Annotated in this window: 21 protein-coding genes; 12 read left to right on the top strand and 9 right to left on the bottom strand. The window is 65.1% G+C overall.

Features of this window, described 5'->3' with window-relative positions; all coding sequences use genetic code 11:
* A partial coding sequence (locus G3N97_RS10695) for an OB-fold nucleic acid binding domain-containing protein (protein WP_346778047.1) occupies nucleotides 1-527 on the top strand: 527 nt, incomplete at its 5' end.
* 83 nt (nucleotides 528-610) lie between these two features.
* Here G3N97_RS10695 and G3N97_RS10700 read toward each other — a convergent pair.
* Together G3N97_RS10700 and G3N97_RS10705 are read right to left on the bottom strand one after the other, a co-directional pair.
* Nucleotides 611-1,543 (bottom strand): SDR family oxidoreductase, encoded by a 933-nt coding sequence (locus tag G3N97_RS10700; protein ID WP_205993185.1) that lies wholly within the window; start codon nucleotides 1,541-1,543, stop codon nucleotides 611-613.
* A gap of 13 nt (nucleotides 1,544-1,556) precedes the next feature.
* A complete protein-coding gene (locus G3N97_RS10705; RefSeq protein WP_205993221.1) occupies nucleotides 1,557-1,763 on the bottom strand; it encodes a heavy-metal-associated domain-containing protein in 207 nt (68 codons plus the stop codon).
* A gap of 175 nt (nucleotides 1,764-1,938) precedes the next feature.
* Between G3N97_RS10705 and cueR the strand changes: the two genes are divergently transcribed.
* From cueR to G3N97_RS10720, 3 genes are all read left to right on the top strand, one after another.
* Nucleotides 1,939-2,355: a Cu(I)-responsive transcriptional regulator gene (gene cueR / locus G3N97_RS10710; RefSeq protein ID WP_205993186.1), complete on the top strand. Its 417-nt coding sequence runs from the start codon at nucleotides 1,939-1,941 to the stop codon at nucleotides 2,353-2,355.
* Between the two features lie 311 nt (nucleotides 2,356-2,666).
* The gene (locus G3N97_RS10715; RefSeq protein ID WP_074986432.1) at nucleotides 2,667-2,813 is read left to right on the top strand and encodes a DUF3563 family protein; all 147 of its coding nucleotides are present in this window, start codon (nucleotides 2,667-2,669) and stop codon (nucleotides 2,811-2,813) included.
* Nucleotides 2,814-3,068: 255 nt separating this feature from the next.
* On the top strand, nucleotides 3,069-3,344 hold the full coding sequence (locus G3N97_RS10720) for a hypothetical protein (RefSeq protein WP_346778048.1): 276 nt from the start codon (nucleotides 3,069-3,071) through the stop codon (nucleotides 3,342-3,344).
* Nucleotides 3,345-3,459: 115 nt separating this feature from the next.
* On the opposite strand, the gene rlmJ is transcribed toward G3N97_RS10720, so the two are convergent.
* On the bottom strand, nucleotides 3,460-4,305 hold the full coding sequence (gene rlmJ / locus G3N97_RS10725; protein WP_205993188.1) for a 23S rRNA (adenine(2030)-N(6))-methyltransferase RlmJ: 846 nt from the start codon (nucleotides 4,303-4,305) through the stop codon (nucleotides 3,460-3,462).
* 243 nt (nucleotides 4,306-4,548) lie between these two features.
* Complete coding sequence (locus tag G3N97_RS10730) at nucleotides 4,549-5,520, bottom strand: aldo/keto reductase (RefSeq protein WP_074986426.1); 972 nt, start codon at nucleotides 5,518-5,520, stop codon at nucleotides 4,549-4,551.
* A gap of 346 nt (nucleotides 5,521-5,866) precedes the next feature.
* On the opposite strand from G3N97_RS10730, the gene G3N97_RS10735 reads away from it, so the two are divergent.
* Both G3N97_RS10735 and G3N97_RS10740 read left to right on the top strand, forming a co-directional pair.
* Complete coding sequence (locus G3N97_RS10735) at nucleotides 5,867-6,670, top strand: 3-hydroxybutyrate dehydrogenase (protein ID WP_183038243.1); 804 nt, start codon at nucleotides 5,867-5,869, stop codon at nucleotides 6,668-6,670.
* Nucleotides 6,671-6,685: 15 nt separating this feature from the next.
* Nucleotides 6,686-7,948 carry a patatin-like phospholipase family protein gene (locus G3N97_RS10740; protein WP_205993189.1) on the top strand — a complete coding sequence of 421 codons (1,263 nt, stop codon included), beginning with the start codon at nucleotides 6,686-6,688 and terminating at the stop codon, nucleotides 7,946-7,948.
* A 143-nt stretch (nucleotides 7,949-8,091) separates the two neighbouring features.
* Here the strand turns inward: G3N97_RS10740 and G3N97_RS10745 are convergent, their stop codons facing one another.
* Nucleotides 8,092-9,291: an amino acid aminotransferase gene (locus G3N97_RS10745; RefSeq protein ID WP_205993190.1), complete on the bottom strand. Its 1,200-nt coding sequence runs from the start codon at nucleotides 9,289-9,291 to the stop codon at nucleotides 8,092-8,094.
* A gap of 468 nt (nucleotides 9,292-9,759) precedes the next feature.
* Between G3N97_RS10745 and uvrB the strand changes: the two genes are divergently transcribed.
* From uvrB to G3N97_RS10775, 6 genes are all read left to right on the top strand, one after another.
* Nucleotides 9,760-11,841 (top strand): excinuclease ABC subunit UvrB, encoded by a 2,082-nt coding sequence (gene uvrB / locus G3N97_RS10750; protein WP_205993191.1) that lies wholly within the window; start codon nucleotides 9,760-9,762, stop codon nucleotides 11,839-11,841.
* A 359-nt stretch (nucleotides 11,842-12,200) separates the two neighbouring features.
* A complete protein-coding gene (locus G3N97_RS10755; protein WP_205993192.1) occupies nucleotides 12,201-12,749 on the top strand; it encodes an iron transporter in 549 nt (182 codons plus the stop codon).
* Between the two features lie 117 nt (nucleotides 12,750-12,866).
* A complete protein-coding gene (locus G3N97_RS10760) occupies nucleotides 12,867-13,220 on the top strand; it encodes a cupredoxin domain-containing protein (RefSeq protein WP_065061371.1) in 354 nt (117 codons plus the stop codon).
* Between the two features lie 82 nt (nucleotides 13,221-13,302).
* Complete coding sequence (locus G3N97_RS10765; protein ID WP_205993193.1) at nucleotides 13,303-14,148, top strand: FTR1 family protein; 846 nt, start codon at nucleotides 13,303-13,305, stop codon at nucleotides 14,146-14,148.
* Between the two features lie 10 nt (nucleotides 14,149-14,158).
* A complete protein-coding gene (locus tag G3N97_RS10770) occupies nucleotides 14,159-15,577 on the top strand; it encodes a 4Fe-4S binding protein (RefSeq protein WP_205993194.1) in 1,419 nt (472 codons plus the stop codon).
* Nucleotides 15,578-15,717: 140 nt separating this feature from the next.
* A complete protein-coding gene (locus tag G3N97_RS10775) occupies nucleotides 15,718-16,125 on the top strand; it encodes a heme-binding protein (protein WP_065061373.1) in 408 nt (135 codons plus the stop codon).
* A gap of 471 nt (nucleotides 16,126-16,596) precedes the next feature.
* On the opposite strand, the gene G3N97_RS10780 is transcribed toward G3N97_RS10775, so the two are convergent.
* The 4 genes from G3N97_RS10780 to G3N97_RS10795 all read right to left on the bottom strand — a co-directional run bounded on the left by G3N97_RS10780 (nucleotide 16,597) and on the right by G3N97_RS10795 (nucleotide 19,045).
* Nucleotides 16,597-16,863 carry a hemin uptake protein HemP gene (locus tag G3N97_RS10780; protein WP_205993195.1) on the bottom strand — a complete coding sequence of 89 codons (267 nt, stop codon included), beginning with the start codon at nucleotides 16,861-16,863 and terminating at the stop codon, nucleotides 16,597-16,599.
* A gap of 194 nt (nucleotides 16,864-17,057) precedes the next feature.
* On the bottom strand, nucleotides 17,058-17,546 hold the full coding sequence (locus G3N97_RS10785) for an SRPBCC family protein (RefSeq protein WP_205993196.1): 489 nt from the start codon (nucleotides 17,544-17,546) through the stop codon (nucleotides 17,058-17,060).
* Nucleotides 17,547-17,591: 45 nt separating this feature from the next.
* Complete coding sequence (locus tag G3N97_RS10790; protein ID WP_205993197.1) at nucleotides 17,592-17,990, bottom strand: OsmC family protein; 399 nt, start codon at nucleotides 17,988-17,990, stop codon at nucleotides 17,592-17,594.
* 173 nt (nucleotides 17,991-18,163) lie between these two features.
* Complete coding sequence (locus G3N97_RS10795; protein ID WP_065061377.1) at nucleotides 18,164-19,045, bottom strand: pirin family protein; 882 nt, start codon at nucleotides 19,043-19,045, stop codon at nucleotides 18,164-18,166.
* Nucleotides 19,046-19,075 lie beyond the last annotated feature (30 nt).

Consider the following 19,075-nt stretch of genomic DNA (forward strand, 5'->3'; position numbering starts at 1 on the left):
CCGGGCATCGGCGCGAGGCGTGGTGGGCCGTGACCGCGCAGCATGCGGTGCCGGCCTTGCTGCGCGACGCGCCCGTGGCCGAGGCGCGGCTCGACTTGCCGCGCGCCTCGGAAGGCGCGGAGATCGTCGCCGATTACGCCAGCCTGCGTCTCACGCTCAATCGCCATCCGCTCGAACTGCTGCGCGAAGGGCTCGCGAAACAGCGCTTTCGCAGCGCGGCGCAACTCGCGCGTTGCCGCCACGGCATGCTCGCGCGCGTGTGCGGCATCGTCACGGTGCGGCAGCGGCCGGGCACGGCGAACGGCACGATTTTCGTGTCGCTGGAGGACGAAACCGGCTCGGTCAACGTGATCGTGCACGCCGCGCTCGTGGAGTCGCAGCGCAAGGAATTGCTGGGGGCGTCGCTACTGGCGGTGGCGGGCGTCGTGCAGCGCGAGGGCGAGGTGGTGCACCTGGTCGCGCATCGGCTCGAAGATCACAGCCGTCTGCTCGGGCGGCTCGCGACGGAAAGCCGCAATTTCCACTGAGCGTTGTTTGCCGACGGGAGAAAAGAGGAGAGGGCGATGCGCGCTTGGCAGCCAGGGCCGCGCTGCGTGCATCGCCGCTGTGGTCAGTTTTTGTCCGCGTGCTCGCGCTCGAAGGCATCGAGCACCGCACCGATGCCCGCGTCGAACGGCGTGCGCCGCCCGATGCCGAGGGCTTCGAGGCGACCCGAATCGAGATGACAGTCGCGCGGACGCGGCGTCGCGTCCGTGGGCTGCGTCTGCGCGATCAACTGCGCCTCGATCCCGAGCGCGCGCGCGATGCGTTGCGCGATGTCGTACTTGGTCATCGGCTCGTCGCCGGACCATTGCGCGATGCCGCGCACAGCCTCGCCATCCGCGCAGCGCGTGAGCAGTTCGCGGATCACGACGGCCACGTCGGGCGTGAAGGTCGGATAGCGCGTGGCCCACGCGTCCATCGGCGCGGGTTTGGCCGTGGCGTTCGCACTCGACGGAGCCGCCGCGCGGATCGGCGGCACGAGGCTCGTGACCGCCGACTCGTTCCAGTCGACGATCGGCCCGTACAGCAGCGGCAGGCGCAGCACGAGCGCATCGTCGCTCGCATCGAGCAGCGCGCGCTCGCCTTCGAGCTTGCTGTGGCCGTAGGCGTTGAGCGGATTCGGCGCGGCGTCCGGCAAATACGGCGGTTGCGTGCCGTCGAACACGTAATCGGTGGAGATCGACAGCACCCACGCGCCGCGCGCTTTCGCCGCCGTGGCGATGCTGCGCACCGCGTCGACGTTGAGCGCGCGCGCCGCGGCGGGATCGTGCTCGCAGACATCGGGACGCCGCTCGGCGGCCGCGATCACGATGGCATCGGGCGCTTCACGCGCGACGAAGGCCGCGACGGCCTGCGCATCGCGCACGTCGAGCGCGACCTGGCGCGGCCCGACGCGGCTGTGCGCGGTCTGCACGACCTGCCAGCCGGTTTCGGTGTCGAGTTCGCGCACGAGCGCGCGTCCGAGCAGGCCGGACGCGCCGATGACGGCGACCTTGAACATGGCGCGCCCGGCCTCAGGCCGCCGTGCCCTTGACCGTGTAGCCGGCTTCGTCGATGGCGGCCTTGAGCACGTCGGCGCTCTGGGTCGACTCGACGCTCACGCGGCCTGCGGCCAGGTCGATCTGGACCTTGGCGGCGGCGTCCTGCTCGTGGATCGCGCGCGTGACGGCGTCGACGCAGTGTTGGCAGCTCATGCCTTCGACGTTGAACTGGATCATGATGTTTTCCTTTGCTGAGTGAACGGAACGGAGGAGACAAAAGACATATGCGGCCTGTGCCGGATTATGCCAGTGGGGGCCAGGCGCTCATCGGCGGGACTGCCGGCGAGCGCTGGACCTTCCCATCGTGGGAAGGTGTAGCATCGAAGCATCGATGAACATTCGGCAGGAGAGCAGCATGAACATTGGCGAAGCGGCGCGCGCCTCGGGCGTCACCGCGAAAATGATCCGCTACTACGAGAGCGTGGACCTGCTCGCGCCCAAGGCGCGCACGGAATCGGGCTACCGCGTGTACGGCATGGAAGAGGTGCACGCGCTGCGCTTCATCCGGCAGGCGCGGCGTCTGGGCTTTCTCGTCGACGATATCCGCCGCCTGCTGGCGCTCTGGCACGACCGCTCGCGCGCGAGCGCCGAGGTCAAGGCCATCGCGATGGAGCATGTGGCTGAACTCGATCAGCGCATCGCCGAACTCACGCAGATGCGCGACACGCTGCGCCATCTGGCCGCGCACTGCCACGGCGACGACCGGCCCGACTGTCCGATCATCGAGCGCCTCGCCGATCCGGAACCGGTGGCGCAGGCTGGCGCGGCTTGAGCGCTTCAACTGGAGGTGCAACCCGCGCAGGCAAATTGTCGCAACCGGCGCATCTGGGCGGGTTGTTTGCACCATGTCGGTGCTAAAAACGCCATCCGGCTGCGGCCTGCGCCGATCCATCCTCGAAAAGTGTCGATAAATCATTAAGTTGCCAAATGCGCGCGGCGCATCATTCCAGATTGGAATGCACCGCATTCGAGCAATTCACTGGTAAAGTCAGGTGCAACCGCTATAATGCGGGTTATCCCTTACGAGGGTAATCCCTGATGCAAATCCACCGGGGATACGACCGATCCTTGGAGAACACCATCATGTTTGCGTACCTTCTTGAAAAGCTGAGCACCTGGTTTGAAACTGCCGAACGTCGTCGCCGCGAAGCGTATCTCGCTTCCTCGTCGGACATCGTGCAACTCGAACAGCGTATCCGCTCGCTCGAATCGAACGGCTACTCGCTGTAAGCAGCCGCAGGCAATCTGCGCTGTCGCAAGCCCCGCACTGGCGGGGCTTTGTCATTTCTGCGGTCCCGTGTCCCGGCGCTCCCGCGATCCTGTGTCTGAAACGCATCGATGAAGGCAGTCTCAGCCTTCCCACCGCGGTAAGGTAAAGTCTTTTTTGCGACAAGCCGACAACACAGTGGAGTCGCTTTCTTCTACCGGGGGACGTTCATGGCGCCAGTCAGCTTTTTTCACCATTCCGTGTGTGCGCTTGCACTCGTGACGCTTGGCGCAGTGACCAGCGCGGGCGCGCAGGCGGGGCAGCCGCTGATCCTCGATACGCAGCATGGGATCAGCGACGGCCAGAAGGGCATCGTGTTGCAGAATGCGCCGCTCGGCCAGTCGCAGATGGTGCCGATGCAGCAGCTACCGTCGCTGGATGCCAATAATCAGCAGCCGATCATCGTCGCGCCGTATGTGGAAGTGCCGGGCAGCGGGGGCGGGCGGCCGCCGCGACCGCGGCCGGCGCAGCAGCAGTACGCGCCTGCGCAATAAGTAGCAGTAACGATCAGGCGCGTTAAGCAGCGGGATAGCGTGAGTGGGCATGCCGCGAACGGGCATGCCGCATGAAATTGCCGGACATCAATCGGCAGACTTCGGTCGCCGGACTTCAGTCGCCGCGCGATTCGAGCTTGAATTGCGCGCCGCTGTCCTCGCCGAGCGTCTTGACGAGCCAGGGCATCGCCTCCTTGAGCGCGGCGACCAGCGTGTACGGCGGGTTGACGATGAACATGCCGCTGCCGAACAGACCAAAACCATCGTGCGGCGGACGCTTCACCGACAGCGAGACGTGCAGCCAGTTCTTTTCCTGCAGACGCTTGAGCTGCTCGGGAAAGCGCTGCGATTCGGGACGCGTGACCTGCGGATACCAGACCGCGTAGGTGCCGGTCGCGAAGCGCTGCAGTCCATCCTCGACGCACTTGATCGTGCGCGAATAATCGCGCTTGTCCTCGTACGACGGATCGATCAGCACCAGCGCGCGGCGCGGCGGCGGCGGCAGAAGTGGCTTGATGCCGTCGAAACCGTCGCCCGCGTAGATCATCACGCGGCGGCCGGCGTCGTGAAAACGATGGCGCAGCACGTCGATTTCCGTGCTGTGAAGTTCGAACAGACGCATGCGGTCCTGCTCGCGCATCAGACGCCACGCGAGATAGGGCGAGCCCGGATAGAAGCGCAGATCGCCGTCGGGATTGAGCGCCGCGACTTCGTCGACGTAATCGGAGAGCATCGGCGGCAGGTCGCTGCGGCCCCAGAGCTTGCCGATACCCGTGTCGAATTCGGCGTTCCTGGTCGCGTAGCCCTCGCGCAGCGCATAGGCGCCCGCGCCCGCGTGGGTGTCGATGTACCAGTAGGCCTTGTCCTTCTTGCCGAGGTAATGCAGCAGTTGCACGACGACGGCGTGCTTGAGGACATCGGCGTGATTGCCGGCGTGGAAGGCGTGGCGGTAGCTCAGCATGTTGGGGCGGACGCGAGGAAGGTGGCGACCGGCGCGCGTACTTGCGCGCCAATGGCGGTGAAACGATAAACGGCGGCGCTCAGGTTCTTTCGAGAGCTTCTTTCGAGCAAGTTCTTTCGGGACGCGCCGCTGGCGATGCGCGCCGGCGGCGTTTCACGTGCTTCGAGAACGAGGCATGCCGGCGAGGCCGCGTATTGTACAGCGTCGTGCAGCGCGGCCTCGCGCAATGGCTGAGCTGCCGCCTTATTCGTAATGCTCGCCGACGATCGCCTCGATCTTCGCCTTCACTTCGGGCGTGATCTTTTCGGCCACGTCGCGTGCCTTCATATTCTCGCCGATCTGCTCGACGCGCGACGCGCCCGTGATGACCGTGCTCACGTGCGGGTTCTTCAGGATCCACGCGAGCGCGAGCTGGCCGACCGTGCAGTCCAGTTCCTTCGCGAAGTCGGCGAGCTTGCCGACGATGGCGTTCTTGTCCGCGTCGGTGACTTCCTTGCGCAGCCAGTCGTAGCCTTGCAACTGCGCACGGCTGTCCGACGGCACGCCGCTGCGATACTTGCCGGTCAGCAGCCCCGAGGCGAGCGGGCTCCACGTGGTCAGGCCGAGGCCGATGTCTTCGTACAGTCGGCGATATTCGTCTTCCACGCGGCGGCGATGGAACAGGTTGTACTGCGGCTGTTCCATGACCGGCTTGTGAAGATGATGCCGTTCGGCGATTTCCCACGCGGCGCGAATTTCCTCCGCGCTCCATTCCGACGTGCCCCAGTACAAGGCCTTGCCGCGCGTGATCATGTCGCTCATCGCCCAGACGGTTTCTTCAACCGGCGTGTTCGGGTCGGGGCGGTGGCAGAACACGAGGTCGACGTAATCGAGCTGCAGCCGCTTGAGCGATTCGTCGATGGCGTTCAGCAGATATTTGCGATTGAGCGTGTGGTACTGATTGGGCGCTTCGTTCAAGCCCCAGAAGAACTTGGTGGAGACCACGTAGCTCACGCGCGGCCAGGCGAGTTCCTTGAGCGCCTGGCCCATGATTTCCTCGGACTTGCCGCCGGCGTAGACCTCGGCGTTGTCGAAGAAGTTGACGCCTGCATCGCGCGCCGCGGCGAGCGACTCGCGCGCGAGATTGCGATCGACCTGATTGCCGTACGTGACCCACGAGCCGATAGACAGTTCGCTAACCTGCAGGCCCGAGCGGCCCAGTCGCCGATAGTTCATGAACGCCTCCTTGTTGAGCTCGCCAAGTTAGCACGATCGCGCGGCACGCGCTGAGCGTGCGCTGCATTGTGCAAGCGGTTGAGCAGCCGGATCGCATGAGCGGTCGAACCGCCGCCACGCCGGCGCTTGACGGTGCGCTGCGGCAAGCCTGTGCCGCCTTGTCCAGATCGACGCTTGCGACGCGCGGCTTCATGCACAATAGCGCGGTTGGCCGCGGCGCAACATCCGGCCGGATGGCGTAGGACAAATGCAGGAAAACGCTTAAGCCATTCGACAGGTTTGACGGTATGCGCGCGTCGAGGTCTCATCTCTTCTACGTCGTTGTTCCCATTCCTGGAGGTGCTCGATGTCGTCTCTCACTCTGAATTCGAAGCTCGATGGCAAGGTCGCGGTCGTTACCGGCGCGGCCAGCGGTATTGGCAAGCAGATCGCACTCACGCTCGCCCAGGCGGGCGCGGCGGTCGCGATCGCCGACCTTAACCAGAGCGGCGCCGACGCCGTCGCCGAAGAGATCAAGGGCGCGGGCGGCAAGGCGATCGGCGTGGCCATGGACGTCACCAACGAAGACGCCGTGAATCAGGGCATCGACCGTGTGGCCGCCGAGTTCGGCTCGATCGACATCCTCGTTTCGAACGCCGGCATCCAGATCGTCAATCCCATCGAGAACTACGCGTTCTCCGACTGGAAGAAGATGCAGGCGATTCACGTCGACGGCGCGTTCCTCACGACCAAGGCCGCGCTCCAGCACATGTACAAGGACGACCGCGGCGGCGTGGTGATCTACATGGGCTCGGTGCACTCGCACGAAGCGTCGCCGCTCAAGTCGGCCTACGTGGCGGCCAAGCATGCGCTGCTCGGTCTCGCGCGCGTGCTCGCGAAGGAAGGCGGCAAGCACAACGTGCGCTCGCATGTGGTCTGTCCGGGCTTCGTGCGCACCCCGCTGGTCGAAAAGCAGATTCCGGAGCAGGCCAAGGAACTCGGCATTTCGGAAGAGGAAGTGGTCAAGCGCGTCATGCTCGGCGGCACCGTGGACGGCATCTTCACGACCGTCGAGGACGTCGCGCAAACGGTGCTGTTCCTCTCGGCATTCCCCACGGCGGCCTTCACGGGGCAGTCGTTCGTGGTGAGCCACGGCTGGTTCATGCAGTAACGCGGAGGGCCGGTCATGGCGCAACGCAAGAAAGGGCAGGCGCAGTCGAGCGCCGTCGACGACGCGACCGGCGTGCGCGCCGCCACGAATGCCCAACCTGGCGCACAGCCGCGCGTCTCGCGCTGCTCGAGCGACTCCGAGCAATGGGAGACGGTCGCGCTCACGCTGCAAGGCGGCGGCGCGCTCGGCGCGTATCAGGCGGGCGTGTACGAAGGGCTGTTCGAGGCGGGCATTGCGCCCAACTGGATCGCGGGTATTTCCATCGGCGCGCTCAATACGGCGCTGATCGCGGGCAATGCGCCCGAGCATCGCGTGGCGCGTCTGCGCGAGTTCTGGGAGACGATCTGCCAGCCCGCGTGGAGTCCGCCGCTGCCGGCCTTCATCGAGCACGCGTTGTTCAATTCCGGCGACGCCGTGCGCAAGAGCTTCACGGCCTTGCAGGCGGCGGGCGCGGTGATCGAAGGGCAGAAGGGCTTCTTCACGCCGCGCTTTCCGCCGCCGCTGCCTACGGCGGCGGGCGAGCCGGGCAAGGCGAGCTATTACGACACCACGCCGCTCAAGGCCACGCTCGAACGGCTCTGCGATTTCGATCGCATCAATTCGCGCGAGATTCGCGTCTCGGTAGGCGCGGTGAACGTGGGCACGGGCAACTTCGTCTACTTCGACAACACGACCACCACGCTGCGTCCCGAGCATTTCATCGCGTCGGGCGCGTTGCCGCCGGGTTTCGCGGCGGTGGAGATCGACGGCGAGTATTACTGGGACGGCGGATTGATGTCGAACACGCCGCTCTACGAGGTCATTCAGACCACGCCGCGGCGCGACACGCTCGCGTTTCAGGTCGATCTATGGAGCGCGCGCGGTCCGGTGCCCGACAACATCACCGACGTGCAGGGCCGCATGAAGGACATCCAGTATTCGAGCCGCACGCGGATGGTCACCGACATGCTGCAACGCTCGCAGCGTTTCCGGCACGTGCTGCGCGAGGTGCTGGAGCGCGTCGCGCCCGAGCATCGGGAGGACATGTGGGTCGAACTGGCGGACGAACTCTCGTGCTCGAAGAAGTACAACGTGATCCACCTGATCTACCGGCACAAGGAGTACGAGGGGCACTTCAAGGACTTCCAGTTCGGCATTTCGACGATGCGCGAGCACTGGACGAGCGGCTTGCAGGACATTCGCGCGTCGCTCGGGCAACCGGGCTGGCTCGACAAACCCGATAACGACTCGGGCTTCGTCACGCACGATATCCATCGCGACATGCGCGGGCACGGTTGAACGCGCGATTTGCGCTCAGGCAGGCGCAATCGTCCGCGCCAAAACAAAAGGCGTCCGTTCTCGCGAACGGACGCCTTTTTCTTTTCACGTCAACGCGCCGTCCGAAAACGGCGCATCGACGCGAATCGCTTATTTCGGCACGCTTACTTCAGCACGGCGGCGACGGCGGTCGCGACGGCGTCGAGGTTGCGCGTGTTCAGCGCGGCCACGCAGATGCGGCCCGTGCTCACGGCGTAGATGCCGAACTCTTCGCGCAGGCGGTCGACTTGCGACGCCGTCAGGCCCGAGTACGAGAACATGCCGCGTTGCACGTTGATGAAGTTGAAGTCGCGGTCGACGCCGGCCGCCGACAGGCGCTCGACGAGGCCGGTGCGCATTGCGCGGATGCGGTTGCGCATTTCGCCGAGTTCGGCTTCCCACATGGCGCGCAGGTCGGCCGAGCCGAGCACGGCGGCGACCACCGAACCGCCGTGCGTCGGTGGGTTCGAGTAGTTCGTGCGGATCACGCGCTTGAGTTGCGACAGCACGCGCGTCGATTCTTCCTTGCTGCTCGTGATGATCGACAGCGCGCCGACGCGCTCGCCGTACAGCGAGAACGACTTCGAGAACGACGACGACACGAACACGTTGAGTTCCGAAGCGGCGAACAGGCGCACGACTTCGCCGTCTTCGGCGATGCCGTCACCGAAACCCTGGTAGGCGATGTCGAGGAAGGGCACGAGCTCGCGCGCCTTCACGACTTCGATCACCTGCTTCCACTGGTCGATCGTGAGGTCGACGCCGGTCGGGTTGTGGCAGCACGCGTGCAGCACGACGACCGTGCCCGCGGCGTAGCCGTTGAGCGCGCTCAGCATGCCTTCGAAGTTCACGCCGTTGGTCTGCGCGTCGTAGTACGGGTAGGCGATGACTTCGAAGCCGGCGCTTTCGAACAGCGCACGGTGGTTTTCCCAGCTCGGGTCGCTGATCGCGACCTTGGCGTTCGGGTTCACGCGCTTCAGGAAGTCGGCGCCGATCTTCAGCGCGCCCGTGCCGCCCAGCGCCTGCGCCGTGACGACGCGGCCCGCGGCCAGCAGCGGCGAGTCGTCGCCGAGCAGCAGCTTCTGCACGGCCGCGTCATAGGCGGCGATACCTTCGATCGGCAGATAGCCGCGCGGCAGGCCGGCTTCCACGCGGGCCTTTTCCGCATCGCGCACCGCGCGCAGCAGCGGAATCTTGCCGTCCTCGTTGGTGTACACGCCCACACCGAGGTTCACCTTGGTCGCGCGCGCGTCGGCGTTATAGGCTTCGTTCAGACCCAGGATCGGGTCGCGGGGGGCGAGTTCGACAGCGGAAAAGAGGGACATGATGGTTCGGCAAAAGTGAAGGGAGAAGCTCGGTGGACCACACGCTGCTCATATCCGCCGGTATTTCGGCAAATTCGGGATTTCTTTGGCGCGCTCCTCGCGAACGACGAGCGCCGGCAGCCGGCCACGCAGCTCGCTATTGTAACGAATCCGCAGGCCGTATTTCCGCCGACTGCGACGCCAGCGGGGCCATTTGATGCTCACCTGGTGTCGCAGCGGCCGCGCCTGCGATTGAATTTCCGCCGCAGCGGGCGGCGCGGCCCTTGCAGCGGCGGCTGCGACGCCCCATCTGTTCTTCCTGTCAGATCTTCGCTTGCCCCTTGCCGACGACGATAACGGTTCCGGAACGCACGCCGCGTCCCTGCCGCGCCGCCCGGACAACCCCGCAAGCGCCCCCAAGGCTCGCCCCCCGGCAAGATCGGGCGAGACGCTAGAATAGTTGTTTGCTCCGCGCACAGGATGTCACCCATGTCCGACCATTCCGTGGCCGACGCGCCCGCGCTCGACGAGTCGAAATTCGTCCAGTACGAAGGCTCGCCGTTCCAGCTGTATCAGCCCTATCTGCCGGCCGGCGACCAGCCGACGGCCATCGAAACGCTCTGTGAAGGCGTGGGCGACGGCCTCTCGTTCCAGACGCTGCTCGGCGTGACGGGCTCGGGCAAGACCTACACGATGGCGAACACCATCGCGCGCCTCGGCCGTCCGGCCATCGTGTTCGCGCCGAACAAGACGCTCGCCGCGCAGCTCTATGCCGAGTTCCGCGAGTTCTTTCCGCGCAACGCCGTCGAGTACTTCGTCTCGTACTACGACTACTACCAGCCGGAAGCGTACGTGCCGCAGCGCGATCTCTTCATCGAGAAGGATTCGTCGATCAACGAGCACATCGAGCAGATGCGGTTGTCGGCGACCAAGAGCCTGATGGAGCGCCGCGACGTGGTGATCGTCGCGACCGTGTCGGCGATCTACGGTATCGGCAATCCGTCCGAGTATCACCAGATGATTCTCACGCTGCGCCAGGGCGACAAGCTTGGCCAGCGCGACGTCATCGCGCGCCTGATCGCCATGCAGTACAGCCGCAACGAGCAGGATTTCCAGCGCGGCACTTTCCGCGTGCGCGGCGACACCATCGACATCTTCCCGGCCGAGCACGCCGAAATGGCCGTGCGCGTCGAGCTTTTCGACGACGAAGTGGAAACGCTGCAACTGTTCGATCCGCTCACCGGCCGCGTGCGCCAGAAGATTCCGCGCTTCACGGTCTATCCGTCGTCGCACTATGTGACGCCGCGCGAGACCGTGCTGCGCGCCGTCGAGACCATCAAGACCGAGTTGCGCGACCGGCTGGAGTTCTTCCACACCGAAGGCAAGCTCGTGGAGGCGCAGCGCCTCGAACAGCGCACGCGCTTCGACCTCGAAATGCTCCAGGAACTGGGCTTCTGCAAGGGCATCGAGAACTATTCGCGACACTTTTCGGGCGCGATGCCCGGCGAGCCGCCGCCGACGCTGGTCGACTATCTGCCGCCCGACGCGATGATGTTCCTCGACGAGTCGCACGTGCTGATCGGCCAGCTCAACGGCATGTACAACGGCGACCGCGCGCGCAAGGAAAATCTCGTCGATTACGGTTTCCGTCTGCCGTCGGCGCTCGATAACCGGCCGCTCAAGTTCAACGAGTTCGAGCGCAAGATGCGCCAGGTGATCTTCGTGTCGGCGACGCCCGCCGATTACGAAAAGCGCGTCACGGGTCAGATCGCCGAGCAGGTGGTGCGGCCGACGGGCCTCGTCGATCCGGTGATCGAGGTGCGCCCGGCGTCCACCCAGGTCGACGACGTGCTCGGCGAGATCAACGAGCGCGTGGCGGCGGGCGAGCGCGTGCTGGTCACTACGCTGACCAAGCGCATGGCCGAGCAGCTCACGGAGTTCCTCGCCGATCACGGCGTGAAGGTGCGCTATCTGCATAGCGATATCGACACGGTCGAGCGCGTGGAGATCATCCGCGATCTGCGTCTGGGGACGTTCGACGTGCTGGTCGGCATCAACCTGCTGCGCGAGGGCCTCGATATTCCCGAGGTCTCGCTGGTGGCGATTCTCGACTCGGACAAGGAAGGCTTCCTGCGCGCCGAGCGCTCGCTGATCCAGACGATCGGGCGCGCGGCGCGTAACGTGAACGGCAAGGCGATTCTCTACGGCGACCGCATCACCGACTCGATGCGCAAGGCGATCGACGAAACCGAACGCCGCCGCGCGAAGCAGATGGCCTTCAACGAAGAGCACGGCATCGTGCCGCGCGGCGTGGTCAAGCGCATCAAGGACATCATCGACGGCGTCTACAACGTGGACGAAGCGCGCGCCGAGCTGCGCGAGGAGCAGGAACGCGCGAAGTTCGAGGATATGTCCGAGAAGCAGCTCGCCAAGGAAATCAAGAAGCTCGAAAAGCAGATGATGGACTACGCGAAGAACCTCGAATTCGAGAAGGCGGCGCAGACGCGCGATCAACTGGCCGTGCTACGCCAGCGCGTGTTCGGGGCGAATGTGGGCGACCATCCGGCCTGATCGTGGCGCCCGGCGACGGGCTCGCGGGAAAAACGGCGAAGGCGCGCGGGGTAGTGGACCGCGCGCCTTCTTTTTGGCTTGCGCCGGTTTCGGTGTTTTCCTCGCGCAATCCTGCGATTGGCTTTCGGTCTGAGCGGCCGTGAAATTAGATACAGATCCGTCCGTAAGGTGCCGTTAAGCTAAAGTGTGCAACGGTGCTAAAACCCTGTTGCGATGGGGTTTTCTGGGTTTCACAAATTGTTCCGCCCTGGCTTCGGTGTTAAACTCCGCCATTATTGAGAATTGTTCGCATTAACATTTTCAGGTTGATGCGCGTTGTCGGTTCGGTGGTACCACTCATAAAAAAATCAGGAGTTTCGATGCGGATCCAATCTATCGTGCGCGGCACCGTCGTCATGGCGGCCGCAGCGGCGGCGTTCTCGGCCCAGGCGGCCGAATACCCGATCGGCAAGCAGGCCATCCAGGGCGGCATGGAAATCGGCGCGGTCTATCTGCAGCCGATCACCATGGAGCCGGAAGGCATGATGCGCAAGGCGTCGGACTCGGACATCCACCTCGAGTCGGACATCCACGCGGTCAAGAACAACCCGACCGGTTTTGCCGAAGGCGACTGGATGCCGTATCTGCAGGTCCACTACGAACTCTCGAAGCCGGGTTCGAGCTACGTGCAAAAGGGCGATCTGATGCCGATGGTCGCCAACGACGGCCCGCATTACGGCGACAACGTCAAGCTCGCCGGTCCCGGCAAGTACCACCTGAAGCTGATCGTCGAAGCGCCGATGCAGACGGGCCACATGGCGTTCGGCCGTCACGTCGACAAGGAAACCGGCGTGGGCCCGTGGTTCAAGCCCATCACGATCGAATACGATTTCCCGTTCGCGGGCATCGGCAAGAAGGGCGGTTACTAAACCCGCATACGGCCCGCGCGCGTCAGACGCTGCGCGGGCCGCGTCGCGAAGCATTCAGCAGGACCCCGAGTCGCGCGCAGCCGTTGCGCACAGGACACGAAGGAGCAGGTAAGACTAATGACCGGAATTCGCAAGTTTGCGGCGCTCGCGCTCAGCGCGTCTTTTGCAGCGTCGCTGGCGGGCGTGGCCACGGTGGCGCACGCCGAGGATCTGCCGACGTTCAAGCTCGAAATGACCGACGGCAAGCTGAACCCCGCGCGCATCGAAGTGCCGGCGGGCAAGCGCATCAAGATCGAGGTGCGTAACACGGGCAAGGGCGCGGCGGAGTTCGAGAGCGTCCAGTTGCGCAAGGAAAAAGTGCTGGCGCCGGGCGCGGATTCGTTCGTCGTGATCGCGCCGCTCGATCCGGGCGAGTACAAGTTTTTCGACGATTTCCATCAGCAGGCACAGGGTGTGATCGTCGCGAAGTGATGCGATTCGATCGGCCAGAAGCCGTCATCGTCATGAAGTGAAGAACGCGGCCGGCGCGTGTGCCGGCGGCAGGAGCCAAGGAATGGGTCAGGTATTGTTCATCGTCTGGCGCGAGAGCGTGGAAGCGCTGCTCGTGGTCGGCATTCTGTATGCGTGGCTGAAGAACGGCGACGCCGACGCGCGCCGCGGTCTCCCGTATCTCTGGGCCGGCGTGGGTCTGGGCATTCTCGCGGCGATCGCGCTGGGCGCGGCGCTCGTGGGCTTCACCGAAGTGCTCTCGGGCGACGCCCAGGACTACTTCCAGACCGGCATGGTGCTGGTCGCCTGCGTGCTGATCGTGCAGATGGTGCTGTGGATGAAGCAGCACGGCCGCACGCTCAAACGCGAGATGGAAGAGTCGCTGGAGAAGAGCACGCGCGATGCGAACTGGTGGGGCATCACGGTGCTGGTCGCGCTGGCCATCGCGCGCGAAGGCAGCGAGACGGTGATTTTCCTCTACGGTCTCGGCTTCGGTCAGTCGGGCCACGTCGACGCGAGCCAGTACGTCGCCGTGCTGCTCGGTCTCGGCCTTGCGTTCCTCACGTTCTATATTCTGCAGCTGGGCGGCAAGTACTTCTCGTGGCGCTATTTCTTCCGCGTCACCGAGATCATGCTGCTGTTCCTCGGCGCGGGCCTGTTCCAGACGGGCGTCGACAAGCTGATCGACAAGGAAATCCTGCCGACCATCGTCGACCAGGTGTGGAATTCGTCGGCGATCCTCGACGATTCGAGCACCTTCGGTTCGCTCGTCGCGACGCTCACGGGTTATCGTGCGCATCCGGCGCTGATGAACCTGATCGCTTACGCGGTGTACTGGCTGGTGGTATGGTTCCTCGCGCGCCGTGCGAGTGGACGTCACGCCGCCATGACCAAAAGGACAGCAGCATGAGGGAAGCAGTATGAGTTGTGCATCGGCCCCGCCGCTGCAAAAGCGGGGCAAGCTGGCCCAGGCGGGCCAATGGATGCAACGGCACGGTGCGGCTATCCGCGCCGTGCAGTGGGTCGTCGTCGCGGTCTATGCGTTCCTGATTCTCGTGCCCGCGGTCATGCCGCTGCCCGACGACACGGCGCACCTGTGGAACAACCTCACGCTCGCGGCGCAGTTCGTGTTCTGGGGCATCTGGTGGCCGTTCGTGCTGCTCTCGATGGTGATGCTCGGACGCGTCTGGTGCGGCGTGCTCTGTCCCGAAGGCGCGCTCACCGAGTTCGCCAGCAAGTTCGGGCGCGGCTGGGCGATCCCGCGCTGGATGCGCTGGGGCGGCTGGCCGTTCGTGGCCTTCGGCCTGACCACCATCTACGGTCAGATGGTGAGCGTCTACCAGTACCCGAAGGCGGTGTTGCTGGTGCTGGGCGGATCGACGCTCGGCGCGATGATCATCGGATTCTTATACGGACGCGAGAAGCGCGTCTGGTGTAAATACCTCTGCCCCGTGAACGGGGTTTTTGCGCTTCTGGCGCGCCTCGCGCCGTTCCGCTTCAAGGTCGACGAAGACGCGTGGCGCAACTCGTACACGCACGGCGAACACGGCGGACATCGCGTGATTCCGGTGAACTGCGCGCCGCTCGTGCCCCTGCGCAACATGAAGGGCGCCGCGCAGTGCCACATGTGCGGACGCTGCAGCGGCCACCGCGACGCCATCGCGCTGACGTGGCGCTCGCCCGCGGAAGAAGTGGTCGAACTCGGCGACAGCCAGGCCAGCGGCTGGGACACGGCGCTGATTCTGTACGGCCTGCTCGGCATCGCGATCGGCGCGTTCCACTGGACCGGCTCGCCGTGGTTCATCGACATCAAGCAGTGGCTCGCGGGCTGGCTGATCGACCGCGACATCACCTGGCCGCTCGACACCAACGCGCCGTGGTTCCTGCTCACGCACTATCCGGCGCAGAACGACGTGTTCTCGTGGCTCGACGGCACCATGATCGTCGGCTACATCATGACGACGGGGTTGATCTACGGCACGGTGCTGTTCGCGCTTCTCGCGGCGTCGAGCGCGGTGCTCGGCCGCTTCGAGATGCGTCGCCTGCATCACCTCGCGCAGTCGCTGATTCCGCTCGCGGGCGCGGGCGTGTTCCTCGGCCTGTCGGCCACGACGCTCTCGCTGCTGCGCGCCGAGCACGTGCCGCTCGACTGGGCGACCGAGGTGCGCATCGGCATTCTCGTCGTCACGAATCTGTGGAGCGCGTGGCTCGCGTGGCGCGTGACGGGCCGTTACAGCGCGCGTTTCTGGCAGCGCGGACTCGCTTTCGTGGGCTTCGCGCTCGCGCTGGCGGTGGTCGACAGCGCGTGGTGGCTGATGTTCTGGGGCTGGACGCGTTGATCGCGGCGCGCGTTCACTAAGCGCTTCATCGCGCGCGGCCGCTATATGCGGGATCAGCGTGTCGCCGCGCGCCGTCGGATGTTAATCTCGAAAACCGGGTTGGCCTTTGCCACCCGGTTTTTGACTTTTCGGAGAGACGTATGCGAACGCGAGCAGTTCTGACCGAAGAAGATGTGACGAAGGTGGCCGACGCGGCTGCCGCGCACGCCCGTGCGAACGAGTGGAACGTGACGATCGCGGTCGTCGACGATGGCGGGCATTTGCTGTTCTTGCGCCGCCTCGACGGCGCGCCGCCGATCAGCGCCGAGATGGCGCCCGGCAAGGCGCGCACGGCGGCGCTCGGACGCCGCGAAAGCCGGCTCTACGAAGAGGCGATCCGCCAGGGCCGCACGGCGTTCCTGAGCGCACCGCTCACGGCGATGCTGGAGGGCGGGGTGCCGATCGTCGTGAATGGCGACGTGATCGGCGCGGTGGGCGTGTCGGGCGTGAAGTCCGATCAGGACGCGGAGATCGCGCGCGCCGGCATTGCGGCGCTCGGGATCGAGTGAGATCACGCGGTCTTGCCCGGCGTCGCTTAGGGCTGCCGATGGATTTTTCTGGCAGTCGTCTCGACGATTGACCTGAGTAACCGAGCAAACCGCCAGGGTTTACGCGCGGCGAAGCGGAGCTGTGGTTATAATCGCGGCTCACGCATCGCCGCTGTATCGAGCAGCACAGTCGAACAAGCAGGCGAGCGCTGGCTGCCATCCCCAGGCGGCATAAAAAAATACCCCATAGAAATGACAAACGCCGCGGACCATGCCGCGGCGCTCGCCTCGGGCGGGCACGCTTTGCGCGCCGCTCCGTCATCACAGGTGAGAACAAAAAAATGGCTTGGCTTGCTGTGACGGCTGGCTTGAAGGATGTCTGCACGAAGGGGTCTAGATCTCGCGTGCAAGCCGTCGTTGCTGGCTACTGCCCAACGCCTCTCGATGGAGGCGGTCCCCACAATACTCGGTACTACAACAAATCTGCCTGCCTCACTTGGTGAGAATCAGCTTGCCCAGACGCGTGGCGCGCAGCTGATACGTCTCGCCGTTGTGCAGGATGCTCACGTGGCTTCGGCCTTGCAGCAGGGCCGTGCTGTCGAGCGTTCGCTCGCTGCTGGCCGGTGCTGCCGTGCTGGCGGTGTCGGCACTCTTGCGGGCGACAGCGGCGGCGGTGACGGGTTTCGCGGGTCGCGAGCCGGTCAGCGCGGAACCGTTGCGGCGCAGGCTGAGTGTCGATGAGCGGTTGAATTCAGTCATGAACGTGACGTCTTGTGTGTGTCTCGATTCGATGGATGAATTCTAAATGATAATCGTTCCTATTTTCAACTGCGATAAATTCATCGAATTCGTGCGCCGATAGCTTTATGCATGGCGCGTGAAATAAGCCTTGAAAAACAACGTCGACGCGCGCCCGGCAACGCCCGCGCGCGCGTCGTGCATCCGCAAAATTCTCAATGCAGCGGCGCTTCCTGCTCGCCGGGCATCCCCTGCACGTACTGGCGGATCAACCGCACGGTGTCGATATCCGACTCGCGATACGCCGACTTCACGATCTCCGAGGTCTGGCGATCGTCCTCGTTCTCGGCGGCCGGCAGGGTGGTGCGGTACTCGAAGCGCAGGAACAGCTGTGCTTCCTCCGGTTCCTCGATCGTCATCGTGAGCGAGCCGCCGACGTGCTCGGCGGTCGGCAGGATGTCGTAGCGCACGCTCTCGTTGAGCGTGAACGTCACGCGGTCGCGCACGGTGGCCTGGCCGTAATGCAGCTCGCGCTCCATCGTGTTGGCTTCGTGCGCGAGGATCGTGCAGCCGTCGAGGCCGAGCACGAACAGCTGCGGCTGCTCGGCGCGCAGCACGAGGCCTTCCCAGAGCTGGTCGCGCGTCATCGGCAGGACGAGCGGGTTCTGCGGGTCGTTGATCTGGATAAGGTGTTCGAAATTCAAGGCAACGTCCTGTGTGTCTATGTCCGTGCGCCGGGCGCGCCGCCGTCAGGCGACGACGAGACCCGAGCGGATCGTGATCGTATTCGTGAGCACTTTGTGCACCGGGCACGCGTTCGCGATCTGCAGGAGCCGCTCGCGCTGCTCCTCCGTGAGATTGCCTTCAAGCGCGATCTGGCGGTCGATCGTGGTGCCCGCGCTGCCGGTTTCCATCGACAGCTTCACGCGCACGCCTTCGAGCGGCCATTCCTTGCGCTGCGCGTACATCTTCAGCGTGATCGACGTGCAGGCGCCCAGGCTCGACAGCAGCAGCGAAAAGGGCGAGGGCCCACGGTCGCTGCCGCCGAGCGAGGTCGGTTCGTCGGCGATCCAGGTGTGGGTGCCGTCGTCGAACTGGACTTGATAGTTGGTCGAGCCGATGTGTGCGGTGACTACGGAATCGGTCATGCGCTTCTCGCTAACGGAACGGTTGAACGGAGAACGGCCGCGGCGCCCGCGATGCGGCGGGCGAGGCGCGGCCAGTGAAACCTTATTGTGACAAAAAGCGCGTGAGCCTGCGGGTTAGCGTCGGTGGCGGGGGGCTTGCGCCCCCGTTCCCGGCCACCGGGCCTCACCGGGCCTCAGTGCGAAATGCGTCCCATGCGGCCGGCCTGGTAGTCGAGCACGGCCTGGCGGATCTCGTCTTCGGTGTTCATCACGAACGGGCCGTAGCGCACCACCGGCTCGTTGAGCGGCAGTCCGCCGATCAGCAGCACTTCGACCGGCTCGGTCGCATCGGCGGGCGCGGCGATCGTCACCGTCTCGCCGTCGCCGGCGAAGGCCACCATGTGCTGCGCGTCGATCGGCTCGGCATGGTCGCCGTACAGCGCCTTGCCCGCGAGACCGTAGGCGAACACGTTCCAGGCATGCGGCACCGGCTGCTCGACGCGCGCGCCGGGCGCGAGCGTGAAGTGCAGATAGAGGATCGGCGTGCGCGTCTCGATCGCCGCCTGCGCGCCGAGCGATTCGCCCGCGATCACCTTGACCGTGGCCTTGCCGTCCGCCGAGCGCCCTTGCGGAATGCTCGCGTGCGGCATTTCCTGATAGCGCGGCGCGATCATCTTGTCGCGCGCGGGCAGGTTCACCCACAGCTGCAGGCCATGCATGCGGCCGCCCGTGCGCGTGAACTCGGGATCGGGCATCTCGCTGTGGATCACGCCCGCACCGGCCGTCATCCACTGGACGTCGCCCGGATTCAGCGTGCCCGACTGCCCCGACGAATCCTTGTGGCCGAAGCGGCCCGCGAGCATGTACGTGACCGTCTCGAAGCCGCGGTGCGGATGGTCGGGCGCGCCCTTGGCGGCGCCGGGCGCGTAGTCGGTGGGGCCCATTTCGTCGAGCAGCAGAAACGGGTCGAAATCCATCAACTGACGGGTGGGGAACGGGCGGTGGACGATGAATCCCCCGCCCTCGGTGGTGCGAACCGCGGGAAAGACGCGTTCGATCGAGCGGATGGCCGGCATGGATATCACCTCGGAAAAATGGGAATTGCG

The sequence above is a fragment of the Paraburkholderia sp. Ac-20347 genome, assembly GCF_017104805.1.
GTDB lineage: Bacteria > Pseudomonadota > Gammaproteobacteria > Burkholderiales > Burkholderiaceae > Paraburkholderia > Paraburkholderia tropica.